Raw genomic sequence first — 25,453 nt, forward strand, 5'->3', positions numbered from 1 at the left:
GGGAAACGGGGAGACTCCCGCGGGAGAAGGGGCTAGGCGAGATCCCACAGGGCTTTAGCCCGAGGAAGCTTGCCAGGTCCCCCGCAGGAAAGCGAGTCGTTTCCCTGCCCGTCCCATTCCACTTACGGTAACGGACCCAACTATCTCAAAACTGAGTCTTCGGTAATTGGGAGCTTAAATAGAAATTAACCACTAAAATAATCTGAATATTCATTTGAACCATTAGTAAAGTTGATTTACTATTTAGTAATATAGAATTTTTAGAAGATACGAAAGATTAATAGAGGAGGTTCTGGTTTGGAATTTAACATATCCCCGTTAGGCGACCATGGAGCAATTATCGATCTTGGTAAAACGATTGATGAAGAGTCTCATGAACGAGTCAAACAAGTAACAGCATTTCTGAATGATAAACCATTTGATTGGCTCATAGAGTATATTCCTGCTTTTACTACCGTGGCGGTATTCTACGACCCTGTAAAAGTAATGGATCAGAAAGATAAACCTTCTGCCTTACCTTATGAAATTGTCAGAGCAACAATCAAGAAAGAGCTCCCTAAATTGGGAGTGGGAGAAAAAAGACAAGGCCGGGTGGTAGAAATTCCTGTTTGCTATGGTGGGGATTTAGGTCCGGACTTAACTCAGGTGGCCAACCATAATGATTTGACCGAAGAGGAAGTCATTGAGCTTCATACGGCCGGTAACTATTTGGTTTATATGATAGGGTTCGCCCCTGGATTCCCTTATATTGGGGGGATGAAAGAAGAGATTGCCACGCCAAGAAAGGAAGAGCCACGTCTGAGCATACCAGCTGGGTCGGTCGGGATCGCGGGGAGCCAGACAGGTGTATATCCGATTGAAACGCCTGGAGGCTGGCAATTGATTGGTCAAACGCCTGTACGTCTTTTTAAACCGGACCAGGAGCCTCCTTCCTTGCTCCATGCTGGAGATAAAGTTGTATTCAAGGCAATCAGCCGTAGCGAATTTGACGCTTATAAGGAGGAGCAATCATGATTAAAGTTTTGAAACCAGGATTGCTTACCAGTGTGCAGGATCTTGGTAGAACAGGCTATCAAACATATGGTGTCATTGCCAGTGGTGTAATGGATCCGGCAGCCCACCGTATCGCTAACTTACTTGTAGGAAATAGGGAGGATGCTGCTACGCTGGAAATAACACTGAGCGGGCCGGTACTGGAATTTCAGGAGGATGCGCTGATCTCCTTGTGTGGAGGTGATCTTTCCGCATCAATCGGAGATAAGCAGGTTAAACCATGGCGTCCGGTTTACGTGAAGAAGGGAAGTGAACTTCGTTTTGGTCAGGCAAAAGAAGGGTGCCGGGTTTATTTAGCGGTTGCCGGCAGCTTTAATGTGCCGGAAGTAATGGAGAGCAAGTCCACCTATCTTCGCGCCGGCCTGGGTGGTTTTCACGGACGAGCCTTAAAAGAAGGAGACGAACTTACAGCACAGGAACTATCTGAAGCAGCTGCAAAGATCAAAAGTTTCTTGCAGAAGCAAGCTGGAGGGGAAGCACTCGTTAGCATGGATTGGCACGTAGCATCTGAATTTATTCCTGTCTTCAAAGAAGAACAGCCGGTACGCGTCATAAAGGGAAGGCAATATGAGTTATTCAAAAAAGAGAGCCAGGAAGCGTTCTTCTTCGAACCCTTTCAGATCGGAAGCAAATCAGACAGGATGGGTTACCGTCTCGAAGGACCAAAACTGCAGCTGGATAAGGCACAAGAGATGATTTCTGAAGCGGTAGCGTTCGGAACAATCCAGGTACCTTCCAATGGCCAGCCGATCATCCTTCTTGCTGATAGGCAAACCACAGGGGGATACCCGAAAATCGGCCAGGTTGCTTCCGTTGACATACCGGTCGTAGCGCAATTAAAACCTGGTGAGAAAGCACGATTTCAGGAAATCTCACTTGAAAAAGCCCAACAGCTTTATTTAGAAAGAGAAAAGAGCATCCAGCAGCTTGCCCAGGGAATACGCCTGAAATTAAAAGAGGAGGTACGATAATGGCAATCGTAGATTTGAATTGTGATATGGGAGAAAGCTTCGGCACATATCAAAAAGGTCGGGATGAGGAGATTCTAGAACATATTACATCGGCCAACGTAGCATGCGGCTTTCATGCAGGTGATTTTACGACGATGCGAAAGACAACAGAAATGGCAATGGAAAAAGGAGTGGGCATCGGTGCACACCCTGGCTTGCCGGATCTGATGGGTTTTGGTCGTCGAAATATAGATATCACCCCTCAAGAGGCTTACGAACTGGTAGTCTATCAGATCGGAGCGTTGAATGGTTTTGTAAAAGCAGAAGGAGGAAGCCTTCAGCATGTGAAGCCGCATGGCGCTCTTTATAATATGGCTGCCAAACGCCAGGACTTGTCTGAAGCGATAGCAGAAGCGGTTTACAAAGTGGATCCGGAACTTGTTTTATTCGGGCTGGCTGGAAGTGAATTAGTGAAAGCAGGTAAACAGGCCGGCCTCCGTACAGCAAGTGAAGTTTTCTCCGACCGGACGTATCAGGAAGATGGAACATTGACATCCAGGAAAGAAGCGAATGCTTTGATAACAAATTATGAGGAGGCAGTTTCCCAGGTGATCCGGATGGTCAAAGAGCAAAAAGTACACACTGTCCAAGGAAAGGATATTGATGTGCAGGCAGATACGATTTGTATTCACGGGGATGGCGAAAACGCTTTGGATTTTGCAAAATATATCAATCAGGCATTAAAGGAATCCGACATTGAAACAATAAAGGTCAGGGATGTATTGAAATAACAGCGAGGAGTGGAACATATGGACAAAAAATCACGGATGAGGCTGCTATTAGGGGCTGCGTTTTTGATGGCGACTTCAGCCATCGGGCCTGGCTTCCTGACGCAAACGACACATTTCACGGAACAATTAGCGGCTAGCTTCGGCTTTGTTATCCTGGTATCGATTATCATTGATATTGGTGCTCAGTTGAACATTTGGAGAATTATCGCGATCTCAGAAAAACCGGCACAGGACATTGCCAACAAGCTTCTTCCTGGCCTTGGCTTTGTTTTATCTGCCTTAATTGTGGCAGGCGGTTTGGCTTTTAATATTGGTAATATCGCTGGTGCCGGATTGGGTACTAACGTACTGTTCGGAATTTCACCAGAAATGGGGGCGCTCTTCAGCGGTCTGGTTGCTATTGGAGTCTTCCTTGTCCGGGAAGCTGGTAAAGTGATGGACCGCTTCGCCCAAATGCTAGGTTTCCTAATGATCGGTTTGACAGTTTATGTCATGTTCACCGCTACCCCTCCCCTTGGAGAAGCAGCTGTGAAGACTATTGCCCCTGACACCATCGACTTTCTTGCGATTGTAACACTCGTCGGCGGGACTGTCGGAGGCTATATTACCTTTGCCGGCGGGCACCGCTTATTAGAAGCGGGGGTCAAGGGAAAGGAATCCCTGGGGTATGTCAACCGCAGCGCGGTCTCAGCAATCGGATTCGCTTCCATCATGCGTGTCTTTCTATTTTTGGCTGCCCTCGGAGTAGTTGCCCAGGGCATTCAATTGGATCCAGGCAACCCGGCGGCCACCGTCTTCCAATCAGCGGCTGGGAATGTCGGTTATAAGATCTTCGGGGTGGTCATTTGGGCAGCTGCCGTTACTTCTGTCGTAGGAGCAGCGTATACATCCGTTTCCTTTATCCGTTCGTTCAGTAACACCATTGAAAAGCATCATAAATGGTTTATCGTAGGATTCATAGCTATTTCCACTTTAGTATTTGTCTCCGTTGGGCGTCCTGTCAGTATATTAATTCTGGTCGGTTCCCTGAATGGTTTGATTTTGCCACTGGCGCTGGGAGTTATGATTATCGCTGCCCATAAAAAATCTATCGTCGGGGATTATAAGCATCCGCTGTGGATGACAATTTTCGGTGCATTGATAGTTATTGTCATGTCTTATATGGGCTTCGTCACTTTGCTCGAAGGTATCCCGCAACTATTTGAATAAAGGGAAGGAGAGACACTTATGGAATTACCGGAAAAGTGGACACCAGCTAAAGCACGGGAAAAAATTCGAACGCAATACTGGACAGGCCCGACATCCGGTTTGACTCCGGGGTATATACAGGGAAACCTGGTCGTCCTGCCAGAAGAAATGGCCTTTGAGTTTTTATTGTTTTGTCAACGTAACCCAAAGCCTTGTCCTGTTTTGGATGTAACAGAACCAGGTTCTCCCGTACCGCGTTTCGTTGCGCCAGATTCAGATCTTCTTAAAGACCTTCCTGGTTACCGTATTTATCGCAATGGACAACTCACTGAAGAGCTGCGGGACATAACAGAACAATGGGACGAAAAAATGGTGGGCTTCCTCCTCGGATGCAGCTTCACCTTTGAACAAGCACTGATGGATTATGGAATACCGCTTCGTCATATAGAAGAAAACAAGAATGTTTCGATGTACAAAACCAATATTCCATGTGTACCTGGCGGCCGTTTTTCCGGACCGATGGTTGTGAGCATGCGGCCAGTGAAAGCAGCCGATATTTCTAAAGCTGTCCAGGTTACCAGTAAATTTCCTTCAGTACATGGAGCACCAGTCCATGTCGGTGACCCGGAAGCGATTGGTATTACTGACCTTTCCCGTCCGGACTTTGGCGATCCGGTAACGATCAAAGTCGGAGAAATTCCGGTATTCTGGGCCTGCGGAGTTACTCCTCAGGCAGTAGCCATGCATATGAAGCCGGAAATCATGATCACCCATGCACCAGGACATATGTTTATTACCGATAAGAAAAATGAAGAATATAGTATTTGAAAAGCAACTTAGCAGCTGCTCTTGATTGTTGATTCCTTTCAAGAGCAGCCTTTTTTATGGGCATCACTATTTTGATAAGAAAGCCTATTTTACTAAAAAAAATTAAGTGTGAACGCTTGCAAAACATGTATATACAAATTATACTTGAATCATAACTTGTATATACATGTAACGACGACTGAGGAATTTGTGAGGAGGCAGTAACCAATGTTTAAAAAACTTTTTGGCAAAAATGATAAAGAGACAATTCTGACAGCACCTGTGACAGGGAAAGTGGTAGATTTAACGGAGGTTCCGGATCCGACATTTTCACAGAAAATGATGGGAGAAGGTCTTGCAATCGAACCATCGGAAGGCAAGGCAGTAGCTCCGTTTGACGGTGAAGTCGTACAATTATTCCCTACCAAGCACGCTATCGGCTTAAAAAATAAAGCCGGTGTTGAAGTGTTAGTCCATATCGGCCTCGAAACCGTTGGAATGAATGGTGAAGGGTTCGAAGCTTCTGTGAAACAAGGGGATAAAGTGAAAACAGGACAGACATTAGTCACTTTCGACCTTTCAAAAATTGAGGGACAAGCTTCAAGCACTGTGACTCCTGTCATTATTACGAATAGTAATGAATATACCTTGGAGTTTTATAATCAGGGAGATGTACAAGCAGGGTCCACAGAAATTATGGAAATCAAGCCAAAGGCCAACTAACTTTTACGGGAGGAAACCATAATGGATTTAAATAATCAGGCGAAACAGATTTTAGAAGCCATTGGCGGCAAGGAAAATATCAATGCCGCTACCCATTGTGTCACACGCTTGCGGCTAGCCTTGAATGATGAAAGTAAAGTCGATCAGGAAAAGCTTAATAACATAGAGGCAGTAAAAGGTTCTTTCTCAACTAACGGCCAGTTTCAAATTGTGATTGGTCAAGGTACAGTCGATAAAGTGTACCAGGAATTGATTTCTCTCACTGGTATCGGTGAACAAACAAAAGAAGATGTCAAAGCTGCATCTTCAGAAAAAATGAATCCGCTTCAAAAAGCGATAAAAGTACTGGCAGACATCTTTATCCCGATTCTTCCGGCAATTGTTACCGCGGGTCTATTGATGGGTCTGAACAACATTCTTGCCGGACCGGATATTTTTTATGAAGGCCAATCCCTTGTGGATGTTTATCCGCAATGGGCTGGACTGGCAGAAATGATAAACCTGATCGCCAATACAGCTTTTGTGTTTTTACCAGGGTTGATTGGCTGGTCGGCCGTCAAAAAGTTCGGCGGCAGTCCCTTGTTCGGTATTGTTCTTGGTCTTATTTTAGTTCATCCCGACCTGATGAATGCCTGGGATTATGGTAATGCTTTAAAAGAAGGTAATATCCCGACTTGGAACTTGTTTGGAATGGAAATTGAAAAAATTGGTTACCAGGGACAGGTGCTGCCAGTCTTGTTAGCTTCCTGGGTGTTGGCTAAATCTGAAGTTTGGCTGCGCAAACGTATACCGGATTCTTTACAATTACTGATTGTTGCACCGACAACTTTATTAGTGACAGGGTTCTTGACTTTCTTATTAATCGGCCCAGCGATGTTCTTTGTCGGCAACTTGCTGACAGATGGATTAGTATCCATTTTTGACCAATTTGCTGCATTAGGCGGCTTGATCTATGGTGGTTTATACGGACTGCTAGTTGTCACTGGTATGCATCATACGTTCCTTGCCGTTGATATACAGCTGGTCGGCAGTACAGGTACAACTTTCCTATGGCCGATGCTTGCCTTGTCCAATATCGCGCAAGGTTCTGCAGCATTTGCTATGTTTCTTGCGACCAAGGATGAAAAGTTGAAAGGTCTGGCTTCTACTTCAGGGATTTCAGCTTACCTCGGTATCACTGAACCAGCTTTATTCGGTGTCAACCTGCGTTTTAAATATCCGTTTGTAATAGCGCTGATTTCTTCTGGTATTGCAGGTATGTATATTACAGTTGCTCGGGTAACCGCTACTTCTATTGGCGTCGGCGGCATCCCTGGTTTCTTGTCCATCAGCGCTGGAAAATGGGGGCCTTTCTTCGTTGGAATGGCGATCGTCATCATCCTGCCAATGGTCATCACTTATCTGTGGGCGAAGCGTAGAGGCGATTGCTGATTTTACCTATGTGACAAACGACTGATTTTAAAATGATTAGTTAAGTATTACTATATGTTGGTGGTGTTTTAATGAATCAAGCTTGGTGGAAGAAAGCAGTAGTCTACCAGATTTACCCGAAAAGCTTTAACGATACGACAGGGAATGGTGTCGGTGATCTGCAAGGCATCGTGGAAAAACTGGATTATTTGAACGAATTAGGGGTCGACGTCCTTTGGCTGACCCCTCCTTATAAATCTCCGCAGCGGGATAACGGATATGATATCAGCGATTATTATGATATCCATCCGGAATACGGAACGATGAAAGATTTTGATGAATTGATTGCAGGTGTACACGAACGGGGTATGAAGCTGATTATGGATATCGTCGTCAACCATACGTCCACTGATCACGAATGGTTCCAGCAGGCGAAGCAGTCGAAGGACAACCCATATCGTGACTACTATATTTGGCGGGATGGCATGGACGGCGGTCCCCCGAACAACTGGAAATCAAAATTCGGCGGTTCCGCATGGAAATATGATGAGCAGACAGACCAGTATTACTTGCACCTGTTTGATGTCACCCAGGCTGATTTGAATTGGGAAAACGAACAGGTCAGAAAAAGTATTTACGAAATGATGAGCTTTTGGGCAGAGAAAGGCGTGGATGGTTTCCGTTTGGACGTGATCAACTTAATTTCCAAGAATCAGGCATTTCCGGATGATGATGGCAGTGTCGCACCAGGAGACGGGCGTAAGTATTATACAGACGGCCCTCGGGTTCATGAATACATGCAGGAGATGAACCGCGAGGTATTCGGAAAATACGACCTGCTTACCGTAGGAGAAATGTCTTCAACAACCATCGATCATTGTATTCTTTATACACGTCCGGAACGTAAAGAACTTAGCATGACCTTCAATTTCCACCATTTAAAGGTCGATTACCCGAACGGTGAAAAATGGACCGTAGCTGATTTTGATTTTTATGAGCTAAAGAAAATCCTGTCTACCTGGCAGAAAGAAATGAATGCAGGTAAAGGTTGGAATGCGTTATTCTGGTGCAATCATGACCAGCCTCGCGTACTTTCCCGGTTTGGTGATGATGTAAATTATCCAGTAGAGTCAGGGAAAATGCTGGCGACAACAATCCACATGATGCAGGGAACCCCTTATGTTTACCAGGGGGAGGAATTCGGTATGACCAACCCTTACTTTGATTCCATTGATCAATACCGGGATGTAGAATCATTGAATATGTATCAAATTTTAAAAGGAGATGGGGTCACCGAAGACGAAATCATCGAGATTTTGAAACAGAAATCCCGCGATAACTCACGGACCCCGGTCCAATGGGATGATAGCGTAAATGCCGGTTTTTCTGAGGCTGACCCGTGGATTGGAGTAGCTGACAACTATAAAACGGTCAATGCTAAAGAGGCGATAGAACAGAAAGATTCCGTATTCTATCATTACCAACAGTTGATTCAACTGCGAAAAGAATTTGACATTATCACTTATGGGGATTACGAATGGATACTCCAGGACGATGAACAGATTTTCGCTTATGTACGTAAGTGGAACGACGAAACTCTTCTTGTCGTCAACAATTTCTATGGACTGGCCACCCGCTTCCAATTACCTGAAAAGTTTAATGTCCACGGAAAACAAGTAGACATTCTGATCAGCAATTATGAAGACACAAGCAAGAGCATCGTGGACGGAATTGGATTGAGGCCGTATGAGTCTGTCGTCTATCACATCCACTGATGTTACAATGATAGCGGTGATACTATGAAAAAGAAATATTTAGATATCTATCATGAGCTTGTGATGGAAATAAGGGAAGGGAATTTTAAAGCGGGAGAAAGGCTGCCCTCGGAACACGAACTCGGCAGCCGTTATGAAACTTCACGCGAAACCATCCGTAAAGCCCTTCATTTATTGGCACAAAACGGTTATATACAAAAAGTGAGGGGGAAGGGATCCATTGTTCTGGATTTAGACAAATATGAATTCCCTGTCTCGGGTTTGACCAGTTTTAAAGAGTTAACCCATCACTCCGGCCAGACGATCCGAACAAAGGTACATGAGCTATACCAATTGGAATCTGACGGGAAGCTTGCAGAACTGTTAGATAATACGAACAATGCACCGATCTGGCGCCTCGTTCGTTCCAGAGAAATTGACGGTGAAAAAGTTATTTTGGATAAAGACTATATCCGGGAAGATATTGTGCCAGGACTGACAAAGGAAGTTTGTGAAAATTCGTTATATGAATATATCGAAACTAAATTAGAGCTTGTCATCGGCTATGCTAAAAAAGAAATAGTGGTAGAGACTGTCACAAAAGAAGACCGTGAATTGCTTGACGTCGAAGAGCATGACCAGATGGTCGTCATTCGGAGCTTTGTCTTCCTCGAAGATACCACGTTATTTCAATTCACAGAATCCCGGCATCGACCGGATAAGTTCAGGTTCGTAGACTTCGCCCGTCGCAGTAAATAATTATATGAAGCCTCTAGGGAGGAATTGCATTAAGCAATTCCTCCCTAGAGGTGTTTTTATTTACGGAAATGATTACGCTTGGATAAACATAGATTTTCCTTTATGATGAAGGATAGACTATGAATGACCTTTAGAAATGGGTGAGCAGCAATGATGCAAATAGGAGCTACAGCTAAAATGGCTAAAGAATTGAAGCGGGAGATCCAGTCGGCTGACTCCGTGGAAGTTCCAAAAATCTATCAATGGCACATGAATTTTTTCACCATCCAGAGAAGAAAATGTGTGCTTTTGATGAATGACGAGACAGGATTGAACCTTACGTTATTCGGATTGAAACAGGAACAGTTCAAAAATATCGATCAGGTTCTGATGGGCTCGTTAAGAGAACTATTGAGGCTGTTAAAGGTCGATCAGACGATTATTGATGATTTTCTGGAAGCTGGCCAGGAAATTGTTTATACAAAGACACATGACCGCCGGGTGCTTGGTATGATGAATGAAGTGAAGTCATATATGGAGCATGGGATAATAGATCAATCTTATGATGAAATTGATGCTATAAAGGTTAATGAAGAGAATAATCAGATCATTTTATCTCCATTGAAAAAAATGGTCCCGCTGGATACGCTAAATGACTATTTTCAGGAAAAATAATGAACGCCACCAATGAACATGCACCTTTGTCTTACATCATAGACAATCTGGTGAAGTTCATATGGTGGCTTTTTTCTGTTAAATTTCGTAGCTAATATTACAGTAAAGCTCCCCCCGTACCTCCTTGCGTTTAAATATTTCAGAAACGGTTATGGGTATAATATAATCACAATATATCAGTGAAGCATATGTGTTTACTATATACGCGTAGGGGTATATAATGTATATACAATGAAAACACAAGAAACGGAGGTATTTCATGTTTTTCAAATATTTTTTCGATGAAAATCTTGCACAAATGTCCTATATGGTAGGTTGCCAGGCAACAGGAGAAGCACTGGTTGTCGATCCTGCCCGTGATATTACACCATATCTGGAAACAGCAGAAGCAGAGGGATTTAACATCACAGCTACAACAGAAACGCATATTCACGCTGACTTCGTCTCGGGTGCCCGTGAATTGTCTAAACGTACAAACGCTAAACTTTATCTTTCCAATGAAGGTGGAGGAGACTGGGAGTATCAGTATCTGAATGATGTCGATCATGAACTGCTAAACGATGATGATAAGTTTTATATCGGTAAAGTACGTTTTGATGTCATTCATACACCAGGTCATACACCAGAAAGTATCTCCTTCTTATTAACAGATGAAGGTGGCGGTTCTGAAGTGCCAATGGGTATCTTTACCGGTGACTTCGTATTTGTCGGTGATGTAGGTCGTCCGGACTTGCTTGAAAAAGCGGCCGGAGAAGAAGGTACCTCTGAAAAAGGTGCTCACCAAATGTTCGAATCCTTGAAAAAGTTCAAAGAGCTTCCTGACTATGTGCAGATATGGCCGGGCCATGGTGCTGGCAGTGCCTGCGGTAAGTCACTGGGTGCTGTACCACTTTCGACCGTAGGTTATGAAAAAATAAATAACTGGGCGGTCAAAGAGGAAAATGAAGATGATTTTGTGAAAAACCTTCTTGATGGTCAGCCTGAACCACCAAAATACTTTGCAATGATGAAGAAAATCAACAGAGAGGGACCAGACTTCCTGGAAGATAAAGATTTAGAGCAAATTTCTATCGATAAACTAGCGGACTATAAGAAAGAGGATGCCATTATTTTGGATACGCGACCAAAGCAGAAATTTGCCAAGGGTCACTTGGAAGGAACAATCAACATTCCATTCAATAAATCTTTTGCCAACTGGGCAGGCTGGATGATGGATTATGATAAAGATATTATATTGATCACTAACGAGGAAGAGACGTATGATATCAACCTCATTTTGCAATCCATCGGCCTCGATCGTGCTGTCGCTTATGTAAAATCAGAAGAGGTATCCAAACAGTCCAACCTGGAAACGTATGAAAACATTTCACCAAAAGAACTGCATGAAAAATATAGTAATGATGATGACTATGTTACCATTGACGTTCGTGAAGAATCTGAGTGGAATGAAGGACACCTGGAAGATGCCAAGCACATCTTTATCGGTACACTTCCAGATCGATTGGATGAAATTCCTGAAGGAAAAACACCAATTGTTCATTGCTTATCTGGTGCACGTTCTGCAATTGCCACAAGTGTTTTGCAAAAAAACGGCTATAAAGATGTCAAAAACCTTGAAGGCGGCTTTGACGCCTGGGTAAAAGAAGCCATGCCAGTAGTAGAAGAAAAATAATGTACCATGCACTCGCAACTAATGCGGGTGCATTTTTTTATGATTGGCTTTCCGTTACGTTAGTAACAGTGTGGAGTTCCGGGAAATCACTCGCTTTCCATGGGCGTACGGTGAGCTTCCTCGGGCTAAAGCCCTGCGGGATCTCACCATGTACTATCCTCCCATCGGAGTCTCGCAATTTCCCGGACCTCCTTGCGTTTATTGGAGGAACGGAAACATCTTTATGCAGTCCTCCAACCAAAGGGGGAGCTACTTGTAAAAACGTGTTTGTAACCATTGATTGTAGAAGATAGTCTTAACTATAACAGGGGGTTCTTTTCTCCGTCCTTCGGATGGGTTGGTTGGGAAACTGCGAGACTCCCGTGGGAGAAGGATCTAGGCGAGATCCCATAGGGCGATAGCCCGAGGAAGCTCGCCAGTTCCCCCGCAGGAAAGCGAGTAGTTTCCCAGCCAACCCTGACTCTTTTATGGCAAAGAACCCTTGATATCTGAAATCAAGTCTTCGACTTTTCGGCCCTATTGTGGAATAAGCCTATTATGATAAATCAACAAAAAAGTTTAACGGAGCCTTATGATTAATAATGTTTAGTCGTCAGTTTGAATACTCTTTACCCGGAACTTAACGGAGTGAAAAGTATTTCTAATAAAATATAGTGAATACTATTAGTCGGGCACGGGTAGAGACATAATAAAGGATAATACTGTGTCAAATAGAAATACTTACTAGTTATTCATTGAAAAGGAGGAATAAGATGGGGTTGAATGTAGCGCAAAAACTGATTAAGGACCACCTGGTCTCGGGCGAAATGACTCCGGGCGCAGAAATCGGTTTGAAAATTGACCAGACATTGACCCAGGATGCTACAGGGACAATGGTCATGTTAGAGTTAGAAGCGATGGGAGTCGATCGGGCGAAAACGGAGGCCTCTGCCCAGTATGTCGACCACAACTTGATTCAAGAGGATAGCAAGAACCCGGATGACCACTTGTTTCTACAAAGTGCTGCAAAACGATTCGGCCTGTATTACAGCAAACCAGGGAACGGAGTCAGCCACCCTGTTCATATGCAGCGGTTAGCAAGACCCGGAAAAACTTTATTGGGTTCAGATAGCCATACATGCGCGAATGGCTGTATGGGAATGCTGGCAATCGGAGCTGGAGGAATCGATGTGGCCATGGCGATAGCTGGAGAGCCATTTTATGTGAAAATGCCGAAAGTATGGGGCGTAAAAGTGACGGGGGAGCTGCCTGATTGGGTAAGTGCTAAAGACGTCATTTTGGAAATGCTCAGAAGGCATGGAGTCAAAGCAGCAGCTAACCATGTGTTTGAATATTATGGCCCTGGGGTTAAGAACCTTTCTGCTATGGATCGCCATGTTATCGCCAACATGGGAGCAGAACTTGGAGCTACCGGTACAGTTTTTCCTTCTGATGAAGAAACGAGAAGATTCATGAAGCAGGAGCAAAGGGAAGATGAGTGGATCGAACTAGTTGCAGATGAAGATGCTACTTATGATTTAGAAGAAGAAATCAACCTATCAGAGTTAGAGCCGATGATTGCCAAGCCAACAAGTCCAGGAAATGTAGTGCCTGTCCGTGAAGTAGCCGGCGAACCAATTTATCAGTCCTATATCGGGTCTTCAGCAAATCCTGGTTATCGCGATTTTGCTATTGCTTCAAAAATAGTGGGAGGTCGCAAAGTTGCTGAAAATATTTCGTTTGATTTAAACCCTACATCCCGGCAAATGTTGCTTGACCTCTCGAAGGAGGGGCACATTGCGAACTTTATCCAGGCCGGCGGACGATTGCACCAGGCCGGCTGTAACGGTTGTATTGGTATGGGACAGGCACCGGCTACAGGCAGGAATAGTTTGCGGACGACCCCGCGTAACTTCCCGGGGAGGTCAGGGACAAAGGAAGACCGCGTCTTTCTAGTCAGTCCCGAAACCGCTGCCGCTTCTGCACTTACTGGGGTGATTACTGATCCAAGAACGCTTGATATGAAATATCCGAATGTGAAAGAACCGAAAAAGCCGACAGTAGACGTCGATTTACTCCAGGTACCACTGCCGGAAGAAGAAGCGAAGCAGGTAGAACTGGTAAAAGGTCCTAATATAGCTACGATTCCAAAAATGAATGCCCTTCCACAGGATTTGGAAATTCCTATCCTGCTGAAAATGGGGGATGACATCTCCACAGATGAAATTTTAGCAGGAGGAGCAAGGGTACTGCCATACCGAAGCAATCTTCCGGAAATCAGTAAGTTTTGTTTTGAAATTGTGGACGAAACTTATTATGATCGAGCGATGAAAATCCGCGATCAGGGCGGTCATGCCATTGTGGGAGGTCAAAACTATGGGCAAGGATCCAGTCGTGAGCATGCTGCCTTAGCTCCGCGGTATTTAGGGTTGAAAGTAGCTATTGTGAAAGACTTTGCCAGAATCCACTGGCAGAACCTCGCTAACTTCGGTATATTACCCGTTACTTTTGTAGATAAAGAGGATTGGAACGTTCTTGAACAAGGGGATGTCCTGCAATTCAATCAGCTGCGGGATAAAATTCAGGAAAATAATCAATTGGAAGTGAAGGTGAAAGGGAAAGACAAAACGATTAAAGTAGAGCACGCCCTATCACCAAGACAGTTAGAATTCATACAGATGGGCGGCTTGATTAATTGGGTAAAAGAACGTTTAAACAGGTGACATGAAAGATTGATAAAGGGCGTAGGTAGCTGCGTCCTTTTTTTATACTTTAAGAATGTTTAACTTTGTTAAAGGATTAAAGTATAAGAAAATCTAAGGCTTTCGCCATAAGTACTTGGCGATAAGCCAAGTTTTTCTAATGGAATATGTGAAGGAGGTCAGAAAGAGGTTATCGGGTAGAGGGGAAACTTGGGGATGTTTTTCCTCCTTTTTCTTCCCGGCGTCTCAGTTCATTTTTCAATAGCTTTATAAAATCCTCGTCTACATTTAACTGGAGGGCAGCACGATAGGCTTGTACCAGCATTTCATAGGATAGGTTTTCCATGCGTTCGACTCCTTTCACCCGTCAGGAAAGCCTGGTTGAACATGTAGCTGCCCCAATAATAGTACCTGGTGGATCGTAAATTGGCTGTGCGTATATATCATAGGTGACAAATTCTTCGTGAAGGGGAAAGCGTATCTGTTTTCTGCGGGGCTTTCCGTTATGGATTACATCTTGTTTCATTTTCATCAATTCTAATGTCCCTTCGTTTACATCCAATTCATCATCCCTTTTCCCGAGGAGAACTTCTTCACTGTGGGGAGGGGGAGCATTAAAAACCCAAGTATAACGCAAATCTCTTCCACAATGGGCGAGGACTATCGGTGAATGCAGTAATGCCGTTTGAAATGGATCGCTGATATGCTCCGTGAAAAATACCGATGGGTGAATATGAAAAAAATCAGCGATTTGTTTGGCGACAAAAATACTAGGGTTTCTTGTTCCGTTTTCAATTTGTGCATAATAGGCTCGATCGATATGAACCTTGGATGCTACTTCTTGCTGGGTATACCTTTTTTCTTTTCTAAGCTTGATCAGCCATGTTCTCATTTAACCGCTTCCTCACTGTAGCCATACTTCTATACAAACTTATTTCGGCATTATCATTAGATTTCCTTGTGGCAAATTGCAACAATAATAGAAAAGTATAAAAAAGATAGGTCTTAGGTAATTAAATACATGATTAATGTCAACAACAACGTTTAGAATATTTATTTTAGACTATCAGAAGCCAAATAAGAAAGAAGCGGTGGTGCTCCTACGTTAATCCTGATAATATAAAGTTTAAAAGATTGTTGAAAGGTAGCGTTATTCATGACTTGGGAAATACTTAATATTGTCGCCGTAGCAGCGTTTGCTTTTAGTGGAGCGATTGTTGCTTTAAGTGAGCGTTACGATATATTCGGGACATTTATGCTGGGGATTGCCACGCCTTTCGCTGGCGGTATAATAAGAAATATTGCGCTGGATGTACCTGTAGTTCATGTATGGGAACAGGGGTATCTTTTCTATATAGCAGTAGCAACCATAGCCATCGTCTATTTTTTTCCGAAAAGTTGGGTGCTGTTCTGGGATCGCTGGAATATTTACCTTGATGCTATTGGACTATCTGCTTTTGCTCTTCAGGGTGGCGCTTTTGCGGTGGCCGCTGGATTTCCGTTAGGAGGCGTCATTTTTGCAGCAATTTTGACGGGGGTTGGCGGAGGAATGACCAGAGATGTATTGGCTCAGCGTAAGCCGATGGTCCTGCACCAGGAGATTTATGCGGTATGGGCGATGTTTGCCGGGTTAGCCATCGGTTTAGGATGGGTGGATATCAACCATACATTTGAAATGTACCTCCTGTTTTTTGTAATCATTTTGTTGCGTGTGCTTTCCTACCATCTCGGCTGGCATCTGCGCTTCCGGGACCTCTACCGAATGTAACGCTTTTTATTCTAACAATAAAAAAGGAAAGATCTCTTTTCGCTTTCCCTCAGGATCATAAAAAATCGAGTATAAAATCCATGCGATTTCATACTCGATTTCATCTGTCATTATTAAAAAGATGTTTATATACGGAAGAGATCGCCGGAGAGGTAGCGTTCGCCTGTATCCGGGGCGATAGCAACGACAGTTTCACCGGGCTCTTTCTGTTTTGCTGCCAGGATAGCTGCATAGCATGCAGCTCCTGCAGAAGTTCCTACCAAGATACCTTCTTCACGTGCCAGACGTCGTGTGATGTCATAGGCATCATCATCTTCGATCTTAAAGATTTCATCATATACATCCTGGTTCAGGATACTCGGAATAAACCCTGGACTTGTGCCGACGAGTTTATGCTTTCCAGGTTTACCTCCTGATAAAACAGGAGAGCCAGCTGGTTCTGCTACATGAATCGTCATATCTTTGAAATGTTTTTTAAGCTCTTCTCCGGTACCTGTGATCGTTCCTCCCGTACCAGCGGTTGAAACAAAGGCAGATAACGGTTTACCGAGCTTTTCCATAGCCTTGATAATTTCTGTGGCTGTTGTATGGCGATGGGCGTCCGGGTTTGCTTCGTTTTCGAATTGCATTGGCATAAAACCCCCCGGTGTTTCGGCGACTAATTCTTTTGCCTTTTCAATCGCTCCTGGCATTTTATCTGCTCCTGGTGTCAAAACAATTTCAGCACCAAAGGCTTTTAATAAATTGATGCGCTCCTGGGTCATGGTATCAGGCATGACCAAAATAGCACGATATCCTTTTGCGGCAGCATTCATAGCCAGACCTATACCGGTATTGCCGCTGGTCGGTTCAATGATAACCGATCCTTCTTTTAAATGCCCGGCTTTTTCAGCCTCTACAATCATATTATAAGCAGCACGGTCTTTGACACTTCCGCTTGGATTGAACATTTCCAGTTTCAAGTAGATATCCGCTCCGTTTTCCGGTGACAGCCGATTCAACTTGACTAAGGGTGTATCTCCAATTAATTCAGCCATGTTATTTACTACTTTCATGTCGTCACATCCTTTAGGTCTGTATATATCATTGATTTTAACATATCATAACCTCTAATACCTACTAATGTAATAGGGATTAGTCAGCACAAACAAAAAAGGACACATAAGTGCCCTTTTCATATTGTATCTGTTTTGAACGTATAGTAAAATAAGAAACGTCTATTCGTTTTGTGATATTTGATTACAAATACCCGATTATAATTTTACAGCATCGATAATCTCTTGTCAAGTGGAATGGATAAAAAGTTGGGGAGTGAGGCCGATGGAGAAGAAAACAAGTATATGGAAGCTTGAACAATCACGTATCGATAATATTATTGAACTAATCCGTACAAAAAGGACGGGTCTTGAAGAGAACACAGGACAATTGAAAGAAAATATTATTGATCTACGTAAAAACTTCTGGGAGGATGTCACCGTCAATATTGATGAGCCAGACGAAGTGATTGAAACGTATGCCAGTATAAAACAGCAGGCAGAACTGTTGTCTGAACGTGAACGAAGCCATGGTCAATTTTATAAGTCAATCAAACTCTATAATCGCCTGGAAGATTCCCCCTATTTTGCCCGAATTGATTTTACGGAAGATGGGGGCAAAAAAGAAACGGTATATATTGGAATTGGTTCTTTGATGGATAAGAAAGAAGATGACTTCCTTATCTATGACTGGCGAGCCCCTATATCAAGTATGTATTACGACTATTCCCCAGGAGCGGCTGAATATGAAACACCAGAAGGCAAGATAAAAGGTGAAATGGACTTAAAGCGCCAATTCCTGATTCGGAAGGGTAAGATAACCGGACTGTTTGATACCGGCATCACTATTGGAGATACATTGCTGCAGCAGGTTCTTGGAGGGAATGCCTCATCACAGATGAAAAGTATTGTTGCTACCATCCAGAAAGAACAGAACCGGATCATACGATATGAAAAGGATAAAATGCTTGTCGTGCAAGGTGTTGCGGGAAGTGGAAAAACGTCTGCTGCGATGCAGCGGATTGCTTATTTGCTATACCGCTACCGGAAAACAATCCGTGCCGATCAAGTTTTATTATTTTCTCCCAATCAAATGTTCATCAGTTATGTTTCATCTGTTCTTCCTGAATTAGGAGAAGAGAACATGAGACAGAATACATTTCAGGAATATGCGGCACAGCGCCTGGATGATGAATATAAATTAGAAACGCCATTCGAACAGTTGGAGTATCTGTTAACTTCCCGGGAAGATGGCGCAGACGCCAGAATCGATGGTATTCATTTCAAGGCTGGCTTGGAATTCAAGCACTTGATCGACGAATATGTTAAAGAACTCGCTAAAAAAGGAATGCATTTTCGTAATATAAAGTTCCGCGGGGAGCGGATAGTAGCTGCAAATGAAATTAATAACTATTTTTACCAGCTGGATGCCGCTATGTCGATACCGAACAAAATAGAACAGGTTATGGAGTGGCTGTTGGAAAAAGTAAAGGAACTGGAAAAGCGGGAAATCGATAAAGATTGGCCGGTAGAAGAAGCTGCTTTCATGGACAAAAAAGATTACCTGGACGCCTACAAGTCGCTGCAAAAGAACCAGCAATTCAACGAAGAGACATTTGATGACTATCAAAGAGAAGAGGAGCTCCTTACGAGGGTGGTGGTAGAGCGAAGCCTGCGTCCGTTAAGAAAGAAAATAAAAAAGCTGAAATTCATTCATTTACGAAAAATCTATCAAGGACTATATGAGCACGATTTGCCTTTTTCTTATCCGGATAATTGGAAACAGATAGGCGAGAAGTCTATCGCTGCTTTACAATCCAACATACTTTATGCGGAAGATATTACTCCTTATTTATACTTGCAGGATCAAATCGAGGGCAGGAAGATCAATCCGGTTATTCAATATGTGTTCATTGACGAAGCGCAGGATTATTCTCCCTTTCAGTTTGAGTTCATCAGGCAATTGTTCCCCAATGCGCATTTCACATTATTAGGCGATTACAATCAGGCTATATTGGCTAATGTAGGAGAATCACCGACCATATTAGAAGCTGCTGGAGGATATGAGCATGTAGAACGAATGAAATTGATGCGCAGTTATCGCTCCACAAAGCCAATTGTAGAATTTACAAGCAGGATTGTTCCGGGTGGTCATGAAATTGAGGCATTCAATCGTGACGGCACGCTGCCGCGCATCCACTTAGCTGATAGTGAGCCCAGTCAGTTTGACCAAATAAAAACAACTATCCGTGAGAGGCAGCAAGAAGGGCAGGAGACGATCGCAATTCTTGGTCGAACAAAAGAGGAATGTCAGCACATTGTATCAAGCCTGCAAGATGAATTTTCTCCTCGCTATATTTATAAAGAGTCTCAGACCTTTGAGAAGGGGCTGATGGTCCTTCCGGTTTACTTAGCGAAAGGGATAGAATTTGATTCCGTCATTATTCCAGATGCATCGGCAGCCACCTACTATCGTGAAAATGAACGAAAGCTGTTTTATACCGCTTGTACAAGGGCGATGCATGAATTGGACATTTGTTATCGAGGTGAAATGAGTCCGTTTTTAAAACAAATCCCATCTGAACTATATGAATAAACATGAAACCCCCGTCAGAAAAGCTGACGGGGGTTTCATGTTAAAAGTTTTTCTGGGCGAAGTCGTGAGCAAACCGGAAACTCTGGTTCGGAACACGAATTTTAAAAGCCAATTGGTTCGTTTTAAGGTTGAAGCGATCTACTCTAAGATCGAAGTTACTTGCTGGCTTCATATCGGTGACCGCTACGTAGATATTTTCTTCATTTGGGTTGACGATGACCCATTCCGGCAGGTCAAAACTCTTATCGACATACTCTAATACTTTTTTATTAGGCAAAGGAAGCTTCCCAAGCGATATGCCTTCCTGCTGGAGAATGACATCGCCATTTTCTTGAACGATCGGTTCAAAGCTCACAGTCAAAGGTATCTTCTGATCGAAGGCTTTGATGTTGCCTTTCAATTCAACATTGCGCTCGAGTGAAACGGAAAAATTCATATCTTCATCACTCGGGAGTTCATTTAAAAATTCATTGACAAGCTGCTCCAAATTTTCCTTTGTCGAAACAATCGTAAATTCCGCTTCATCGCTCTGCTCCTGGTTTTCTACATTGACGAGGGTGTAGGAAGTCGGTAAGAAAATCATAGCCAGAATCCAAAAAACAATGCCGATATTCAATGCGGCTAAGGCCAAAAATAATACTTTCCATTTATTTTTAAAGTCTAAGGCTTTCATAGCATTCCACCTGATAGATGATAATTTTTTTATACCGGATTATTCATTTCGTTCAATGTCCGGTCTTATATATTCTAACACGCGTTCGGCAATAAGTTTATAGCCTTTTGTATTTGGGTGAAAATGATCTTCCCAAAGCAAGGTTTCTTCCGGGTTTACAAACAAATCTTCGATCGGTATGAAAGTAACCTCCTCATATTCTTCGGAAACTTTAATCCCTATTTGGTTCCAGTCACTCATAATGTCTCCCATTTCCGGGATATTGTTGAAATAGCCGGCGAAAGGGTTGAAGAGGCCAAGGTGGTAAATGCTCGCATCCGGATTTTTCTCAAGGATCATTTGGAATATCTGATTCAGATTTTGTTCGTATTGCTCATGCTGCTCAACAAAGTCCTGGTAATCAAGGTCCTGGAAGTTGTCTTTGATTACTTTCATGACATCGTTAGCACCAATCGTAATCAAAACGATATCGGTATCCTCCAGGGAACTTGATATTTCTTCTGTTTTCATACGTTCAATGAGTTGATCGGTACGGTTTCCCCGTTTTCCATAATTCTCAATCATTAAGTTGGGATTAAGCTCTTCATTTTCCAAATTATCTTCCAGGATACCAACATACCCACCGTTATCAGAATCATCACCGACCCCTTGGGTCAATGAGTCTCCAAGTGCTACAATTTTTAAATCTTTTTTAATAAATAATCCGACAGCGTTTTCTATCACATTGGTAAAGGATTCTTTCAGATCCTCCCCAATGCTATGGTCCTCTTCGGGGGATTCTGTTTCCGCACTATCTTCTTCAGTAGTATCATTATTTTTGTCTGCTTGCTCTTGTGTTTCCGGGGGCGTATCATTATTATTACCAGGCTGTTCTTGTGTAGTAATTATAATAAAAAGGCCTGTCAATAAGATGATGGCCACAATTACGGTTACGAACCATTTATTTTTCACAGTATCACACCTGTATTATGTGTTTTATTATTTCTATTATATGCTGAATCAACGGGTTGTGGAAATTATTTTGATTCTTACTAATAGTAATATTCTAGCAGACAAACGTTTATTATAATTGATTCGATAAATTTCTAAAGAACATGTCCGTGACTAAAGGATTTCCTATAAATGAAGGTGAAAATAATGAATGAAATGAAGATTTCTGTCCGATCGTTGGTTGAATATGTCTATCGTGGCGGAAATATTGATAACCGCTTCCGTTCAAGCAGCTCTTTAATGGAAGGAACGCTGATTCATCAACATGTACAGCGGGAGTATAAAGGGGAAGATGAAAAAGAGGTATTTTTAAAGACAGAGTTTCATTGCGGCGATATGAAAATTATAGTGCATGGCCGTTGTGATGGGTTGTTAAAAACGGATAAAGGGGTAGTGGTCGACGAAATCAAGTCAACCTCCATGCCTTTGGATGAATTAACGGAAGAAAGTTTCCCTGTCTACTGGGCACAGGCAAAAGGGTATGCCTATATTTATGCCCTGGATCACGAATTGGATGAAATTCATGTACAGGTGACTTATGTTCAAAAAACAACGAAAGAAAAGAAACGGTTTATTCAAACCTGCCGTTTTGACGAACTATCCGCTTTTATGGAAGAAACAATTGCAGCCTATACATCTTATGCGAGGATTTTAGTTCATATTAGAGAGGAGAAAACAAAGAGCATCCCTGATTTGGATTTTCCCTTTCCATCTTACCGGCCAGGACAACGGAAGCTCGCAGGTGCTGTTTATAAAACACTTAAAGAAGAGCGTAATTTATTTGGCCAGGCCCCGACTGGCATTGGAAAAACTGTGTCGACATTGTTCCCTGCCATCAAAGCTATGGGAGATTCCGATACCGAACGGCTTTTTTATTTGACGGCGAAAACTATTACCCGGATGACTGCGGAAGAAGCTTTGGCTCTAATGGAAGAGAAGGGCCTGCGGCTTCGTTCGGTTACATTAACAGCAAAAGACAAGATTTGCTTTCAGGAAGAAACTATTTGCCAGCCTGAATACTGTGAGTTCGCAGATGGCTACTATGATCGGGTGAACGAAGCGATGGTAGATATTCTTCGCAATGAAACCCGGATGACACGAAACGTAATCGAAGCATATGCAAGAAAGCACCGGGTGTGTCCATTTGAATTCTCCCTGGATCTTGCCTATATCGTAGATGTAGTGATTGGTGACTATAATTACATTTTTGATCCCAGGGTTTCTTTAAAACGAATGGCTCAGGAGGACAGAAAAGAAACTGCACTGCTTGTCGATGAGTCCCATAACCTTGTAGAAAGGTCACGGGAAATGTATTCCGCCGAGTTGTCAGGAGGTCCATTCTATGATCTTCAGGAGCTTTATCATGGAGGGGAACTGGCTGAAGCCATTGAATACGTAAGTGCTGCTTTTGATTATTTGTTAAAGGAGCATAAGGGCAAAGAGTCCTTTATTTTAGAAGAAGTTCCAGGAATGATAGAAGAAGCTGTTGAACATTTCATAACCAAAGCGGAATTAGAGTTGCGGGAAGAACCGGAACGGCATGAAAATGATTTGTTATTAGAAACATATTTTGCAGCACAGAATTTCTTGAAAGTTATGCAGCTGGTAGATGATCATTACGTCATCTATGGGACGATAGAAAAAAACGATCTGCTTCTTCGCTTGTTTTGTGTCGATCCTTCCTATTTGCTGAGAGAGGTAACCAAGAACTATCGTGCTTCTGTGTTTTTTTCGGCAACATTGTCACCATTTGCTTATTATAAAGATATGCTTGGAGGGAAAAAAGAAGATTACATTCTCCAGCTGGCATCCCCGTATGATTATGAGCAAGTGGATATAACGGTACAGCCTCTATCGACGAGGTATAAAGATCGCGAAAGAACAAGCGTACAGCTGGCAGAAAACTTATATACTATGGTGGATAACGTGAAGGGAAATCATTTATTTTTCTTTCCTTCCTATCATTATATGGAACTTGTCTATGCCGAATGGTTGAAACGGAACAGGCAAGGTAAAAAGTACCGCTCAATTATCCAGAGTCAAGGTATGACAGAGCAGGAACGGGATGACTTTCTCGGCAGCTTCCAGGAAGGGGATAAACAGAAGCTGGTAGGTTTTGCAGTTTTGGGCGGCGTTTTTTCTGAAGGGGTCGATTTAAGGGGTGACCGTTTGAACGGTGTTGCCGTCGTAGGGATAGGGTTGTCTCCAACAAGTATGGAACGGAATTTAATTAAGGACTATTTTAATGAAAAAGGTAAACCTGGGTATGACTATGCTTATGTTTACCCGGGGATGAATAAAGTGCTGCAAGCTGGTGGGAGATTGATACGCTCAGAAAAAGACCATGGGGCGATACTTTTAGTAGATGATCGCTTTCTTACCAATAAGTACTTAAGTCTTTTCCCGCCTGAGTGGTCTCATTACCAGGTGGGAAATGGATCGAAAACATGATTATTTCCCCGGAAATAATCATGTTTTGTAAGTTTTTGCGAAAAACGATGCATGCTTTCTCTAAAGAGAGGCTGCATTGTTTTTTTGTATAGCGGAAAGAATATGGAGAAATAACTAAGCAGGTATGAAATATGAACATTTTATGAATATTTTAAGTTTTAGTTACAGCGAGAAAGGAAATGTCTATATTAGTGTGTTTACCAATTAATAGTGATGGAGGGTTAATATGTCAAATGGGAAAGTGAAAAACCGCTGGTTAATTGCTTTATGTGCCGTAGGCATCCATATTTCCATTGGTTCTGTCTATGCATGGAGCAACTTCACGACGCCATTGAGTGATCAATTTGGCTGGACTTCCAGTCAAGTTCAATTCACTTTTAGTCTGGCTATATTATTCTTAGGCTTATCCGCAGCTTTTCTGGGTTGGTTTGTAGAAAAATATGGTCCTCGGGCAGCTGGTATTACTGCGGCAATATTCTTTGGAATTGGGGTATTTGGCTCCGGATTTGCCGTCCAGATGGAATCACTTTGGCTTCTATATTTCTTTTATGGCGCGTTAGGAGGCATCGGATTAGGGGTCGGTTATATAGCACCCGTTTCAACGCTGGTGAAATGGTTCCCTGATCGACGGGGACTGGCTACCGGAATGGCAATCATGGGATTCGGTTTTGCAGCCGCTATTGCCAGTCCGGTCATGGACATTCTAATCAACAGTGTCGGCATTGCGATGACTTTCTATATTTTAGGTGCAAGCTATTTTGCTGTTATGATTCTGTCTTCGTTATATATAGAGAGACCGCCAGAAGGCTGGAAGCCAGAAGGATTCGAAGGAGATACAGGTGAAGATAATAACAAAGACCTTGCTTATATGAGTGCTACGAAATCATTGAAAACGAAAAGGTTTTATTATCTTTGGCTCATGCTTTTCATTAATGTAACATGTGGAATCGCTGTCATATCAGCGGCCAAACCTTTGGCGGTGGAAAGCGTGGGAATGAGCACGGCAGCCGCAGCTACATTAGTTGGGGTAATGGGGATTTTCAATGGCGCTGGTCGAATCGGGTGGGCAAGCTTATCTGATTACATTGGAAGAGGAAATACTTATTTGATCTTTTTCATTCTGCAAATTGCCTTGTTCATCTTATTGCCTTGGACAACCGTTACGGCACTTTTCGTTATATTCCTGGCCGTTATCTATACGTGTTACGGTGGCGGTTTTTCTACTTTGCCAGCATTCATCGGAGATTTATTTGGAACGAAAGAGCTGGGGGCAATCCATGGTTATTTGCTGACTGCATGGGCAGCAGCAGGGTTAGTTGGACCTTCTTTTTCAGCCTGGATGAAAGACGCCACGGGAAGTTATGAAAGCAGCCTGATTTATTTTGCCGGATTTTTTGTCATCGCCTTAATCGTATCGATTTTAACTAAATTAGATATCCGCAGATTGAGAAAAGAACAGTAATTTACTATAAGGAGGGGATGTTTCCCCTTCTTATTCT

21 protein-coding genes are annotated in these 25,453 nt (G+C 43.0%); 16 read left to right on the forward strand and 5 right to left on the reverse strand.

All coding sequences use genetic code 11. The features are described 5' to 3' along the window. Positions 1-297: 297 nt before the first annotated feature. The 12 genes from pxpB (at position 298) to FHS45_RS12635 (ending at position 14,463) form a co-directional block, all read left to right on the forward strand. Positions 298-1,014: a 5-oxoprolinase subunit PxpB gene (gene pxpB / locus FHS45_RS12580; protein ID WP_062442880.1), complete on the forward strand. Its 717-nt coding sequence runs from the start codon at positions 298-300 to the stop codon at positions 1,012-1,014. Beyond that, positions 1,011-2,024 carry a 5-oxoprolinase subunit C family protein gene (locus FHS45_RS12585; protein WP_062442877.1) on the forward strand — a complete coding sequence of 338 codons (1,014 nt, stop codon included), beginning with the start codon at positions 1,011-1,013 and terminating at the stop codon, positions 2,022-2,024. The genes pxpB and FHS45_RS12585 overlap by 4 nt, the downstream gene beginning before the upstream one ends. Next, a complete protein-coding gene (locus tag FHS45_RS12590) occupies positions 2,024-2,794 on the forward strand; it encodes a LamB/YcsF family protein (RefSeq protein WP_062442873.1) in 771 nt (256 codons plus the stop codon). Before FHS45_RS12585 ends, FHS45_RS12590 begins: the two co-directional genes overlap by 1 nt. 18 nt (positions 2,795-2,812) lie before the next feature. Next, positions 2,813-4,003 carry an NRAMP family divalent metal transporter gene (locus FHS45_RS12595; RefSeq protein WP_062442870.1) on the forward strand — a complete coding sequence of 397 codons (1,191 nt, stop codon included), beginning with the start codon at positions 2,813-2,815 and terminating at the stop codon, positions 4,001-4,003. Between the two features lie 18 nt (positions 4,004-4,021). Beyond that, complete coding sequence (locus FHS45_RS12600; RefSeq protein ID WP_062442865.1) at positions 4,022-4,810, forward strand: putative hydro-lyase; 789 nt, start codon at positions 4,022-4,024, stop codon at positions 4,808-4,810. Between the two features lie 207 nt (positions 4,811-5,017). After that, complete coding sequence (locus FHS45_RS12605) at positions 5,018-5,512, forward strand: PTS sugar transporter subunit IIA (protein ID WP_062442863.1); 495 nt, start codon at positions 5,018-5,020, stop codon at positions 5,510-5,512. 21 nt (positions 5,513-5,533) lie between these two features. Continuing rightward, entirely contained in the window at positions 5,534-6,943 is a 1,410-nt protein-coding gene (gene treP, locus FHS45_RS12610) for a PTS system trehalose-specific EIIBC component (RefSeq protein WP_166761413.1), read from the forward strand. A gap of 71 nt (positions 6,944-7,014) precedes the next feature. After that, complete coding sequence (treC, locus tag FHS45_RS12615) at positions 7,015-8,697, forward strand: alpha,alpha-phosphotrehalase (protein ID WP_062442856.1); 1,683 nt, start codon at positions 7,015-7,017, stop codon at positions 8,695-8,697. 24 nt (positions 8,698-8,721) lie between these two features. Then, a complete protein-coding gene (gene treR / locus FHS45_RS12620) occupies positions 8,722-9,435 on the forward strand; it encodes a trehalose operon repressor (protein WP_062442853.1) in 714 nt (237 codons plus the stop codon). 150 nt (positions 9,436-9,585) lie between these two features. After that, positions 9,586-10,089, forward strand: coding sequence for a DUF6933 domain-containing protein (locus FHS45_RS12625; RefSeq protein ID WP_062442850.1), 504 nt, complete (start codon positions 9,586-9,588; stop codon positions 10,087-10,089). A gap of 259 nt (positions 10,090-10,348) precedes the next feature. Then, entirely contained in the window at positions 10,349-11,761 is a 1,413-nt protein-coding gene (locus FHS45_RS12630; RefSeq protein WP_062442847.1) for an MBL fold metallo-hydrolase, read from the forward strand. Positions 11,762-12,513: 752 nt separating this feature from the next. Next, a complete protein-coding gene (locus FHS45_RS12635) occupies positions 12,514-14,463 on the forward strand; it encodes an aconitate hydratase (RefSeq protein WP_062442842.1) in 1,950 nt (649 codons plus the stop codon). Between the two features lie 169 nt (positions 14,464-14,632). Here the strand turns inward: FHS45_RS12635 and FHS45_RS12640 are convergent, their stop codons facing one another. Then, complete coding sequence (locus FHS45_RS12640) at positions 14,633-14,788, reverse strand: sporulation histidine kinase inhibitor Sda (RefSeq protein WP_082411958.1); 156 nt, start codon at positions 14,786-14,788, stop codon at positions 14,633-14,635. 21 nt (positions 14,789-14,809) lie between these two features. Beyond that, positions 14,810-15,334 (reverse strand): helix-turn-helix transcriptional regulator, encoded by a 525-nt coding sequence (locus FHS45_RS12645; RefSeq protein ID WP_062442839.1) that lies wholly within the window; start codon positions 15,332-15,334, stop codon positions 14,810-14,812. Between the two features lie 264 nt (positions 15,335-15,598). Here FHS45_RS12645 and FHS45_RS12650 point away from each other — a divergent pair, with 264 nt between their 5' ends. Then, on the forward strand, positions 15,599-16,210 hold the full coding sequence (locus FHS45_RS12650) for a trimeric intracellular cation channel family protein (RefSeq protein ID WP_062442836.1): 612 nt from the start codon (positions 15,599-15,601) through the stop codon (positions 16,208-16,210). A gap of 125 nt (positions 16,211-16,335) precedes the next feature. Here the strand turns inward: FHS45_RS12650 and cysK are convergent, their stop codons facing one another. After that, a complete protein-coding gene (gene cysK / locus FHS45_RS12655; protein WP_062442834.1) occupies positions 16,336-17,265 on the reverse strand; it encodes a cysteine synthase A in 930 nt (309 codons plus the stop codon). Between the two features lie 265 nt (positions 17,266-17,530). On the opposite strand from cysK, the gene helD reads away from it, so the two are divergent. Further along, positions 17,531-19,840 (forward strand): RNA polymerase recycling motor HelD, encoded by a 2,310-nt coding sequence (gene helD, locus FHS45_RS12660; RefSeq protein ID WP_062442833.1) that lies wholly within the window; start codon positions 17,531-17,533, stop codon positions 19,838-19,840. A gap of 40 nt (positions 19,841-19,880) precedes the next feature. Here helD and FHS45_RS12665 read toward each other — a convergent pair whose 3' ends face one another. After that, the gene (locus FHS45_RS12665) at positions 19,881-20,513 is read right to left on the reverse strand and encodes a YpmS family protein (RefSeq protein ID WP_062442832.1); all 633 of its coding nucleotides are present in this window, start codon (positions 20,511-20,513) and stop codon (positions 19,881-19,883) included. 39 nt (positions 20,514-20,552) lie between these two features. Continuing rightward, complete coding sequence (locus tag FHS45_RS12670; RefSeq protein ID WP_148350052.1) at positions 20,553-21,464, reverse strand: SGNH/GDSL hydrolase family protein; 912 nt, start codon at positions 21,462-21,464, stop codon at positions 20,553-20,555. A 171-nt stretch (positions 21,465-21,635) separates the two neighbouring features. On the opposite strand from FHS45_RS12670, the gene FHS45_RS12675 reads away from it, so the two are divergent. Both FHS45_RS12675 and FHS45_RS12680 read left to right on the forward strand, forming a co-directional pair. Beyond that, positions 21,636-23,954: an ATP-dependent DNA helicase gene (locus FHS45_RS12675; protein WP_229717911.1), complete on the forward strand. Its 2,319-nt coding sequence runs from the start codon at positions 21,636-21,638 to the stop codon at positions 23,952-23,954. Between the two features lie 226 nt (positions 23,955-24,180). Beyond that, positions 24,181-25,416, forward strand: coding sequence for an L-lactate MFS transporter (locus FHS45_RS12680; protein WP_082411957.1), 1,236 nt, complete (start codon positions 24,181-24,183; stop codon positions 25,414-25,416). Positions 25,417-25,453 lie beyond the last annotated feature (37 nt).

It is taken from the genome of Thalassobacillus devorans (assembly GCF_011761345.1).
In the GTDB taxonomy this organism is placed as follows: domain Bacteria; phylum Bacillota; class Bacilli; order Bacillales; family Halobacillaceae; genus Thalassobacillus; species Thalassobacillus devorans.

Excerpts from the sequence above, each read along its gene's own strand:
- FHS45_RS12585 (WP_062442877.1), top strand. The coding sequence starts at position 1,011 with ATGATTAAAGTTTTGAAACCAGGATTGCTTACCAGTGTGCAGGATCTT.
- FHS45_RS12590 (WP_062442873.1), top strand. The coding sequence starts at position 2,024 with ATGGCAATCGTAGATTTGAATTGTGATATGGGAGAAAGCTTCGGCACA.
- FHS45_RS12595 (WP_062442870.1), top strand. The coding sequence starts at position 2,813 with ATGGACAAAAAATCACGGATGAGGCTGCTATTAGGGGCTGCGTTTTTG.
- FHS45_RS12600 (WP_062442865.1), top strand. The coding sequence starts at position 4,022 with ATGGAATTACCGGAAAAGTGGACACCAGCTAAAGCACGGGAAAAAATT.
- FHS45_RS12605 (WP_062442863.1), top strand. The coding sequence starts at position 5,018 with ATGTTTAAAAAACTTTTTGGCAAAAATGATAAAGAGACAATTCTGACA.
- treP (WP_166761413.1), top strand. The coding sequence starts at position 5,534 with ATGGATTTAAATAATCAGGCGAAACAGATTTTAGAAGCCATTGGCGGC.
- treC (WP_062442856.1), top strand. The coding sequence starts at position 7,015 with ATGAATCAAGCTTGGTGGAAGAAAGCAGTAGTCTACCAGATTTACCCG.
- treR (WP_062442853.1), top strand. The coding sequence starts at position 8,722 with ATGAAAAAGAAATATTTAGATATCTATCATGAGCTTGTGATGGAAATA.
- FHS45_RS12625 (WP_062442850.1), top strand. The coding sequence starts at position 9,586 with ATGATGCAAATAGGAGCTACAGCTAAAATGGCTAAAGAATTGAAGCGG.
- FHS45_RS12630 (WP_062442847.1), top strand. The coding sequence starts at position 10,349 with ATGTTTTTCAAATATTTTTTCGATGAAAATCTTGCACAAATGTCCTAT.
- FHS45_RS12635 (WP_062442842.1), top strand. The coding sequence starts at position 12,514 with ATGGGGTTGAATGTAGCGCAAAAACTGATTAAGGACCACCTGGTCTCG.
- FHS45_RS12640 (WP_082411958.1), bottom strand. The coding sequence starts at position 14,788 with ATGGAAAACCTATCCTATGAAATGCTGGTACAAGCCTATCGTGCTGCC.
- FHS45_RS12645 (WP_062442839.1), bottom strand. The coding sequence starts at position 15,334 with ATGAGAACATGGCTGATCAAGCTTAGAAAAGAAAAAAGGTATACCCAG.
- FHS45_RS12650 (WP_062442836.1), top strand. The coding sequence starts at position 15,599 with ATGACTTGGGAAATACTTAATATTGTCGCCGTAGCAGCGTTTGCTTTT.
- cysK (WP_062442834.1), bottom strand. The coding sequence starts at position 17,265 with ATGAAAGTAGTAAATAACATGGCTGAATTAATTGGAGATACACCCTTA.
- helD (WP_062442833.1), top strand. The coding sequence starts at position 17,531 with ATGGAGAAGAAAACAAGTATATGGAAGCTTGAACAATCACGTATCGAT.
- FHS45_RS12665 (WP_062442832.1), bottom strand. The coding sequence starts at position 20,513 with ATGAAAGCCTTAGACTTTAAAAATAAATGGAAAGTATTATTTTTGGCC.
- FHS45_RS12675 (WP_229717911.1), top strand. The coding sequence starts at position 21,636 with ATGAAGGTGAAAATAATGAATGAAATGAAGATTTCTGTCCGATCGTTG.
- FHS45_RS12680 (WP_082411957.1), top strand. The coding sequence starts at position 24,181 with ATGTCAAATGGGAAAGTGAAAAACCGCTGGTTAATTGCTTTATGTGCC.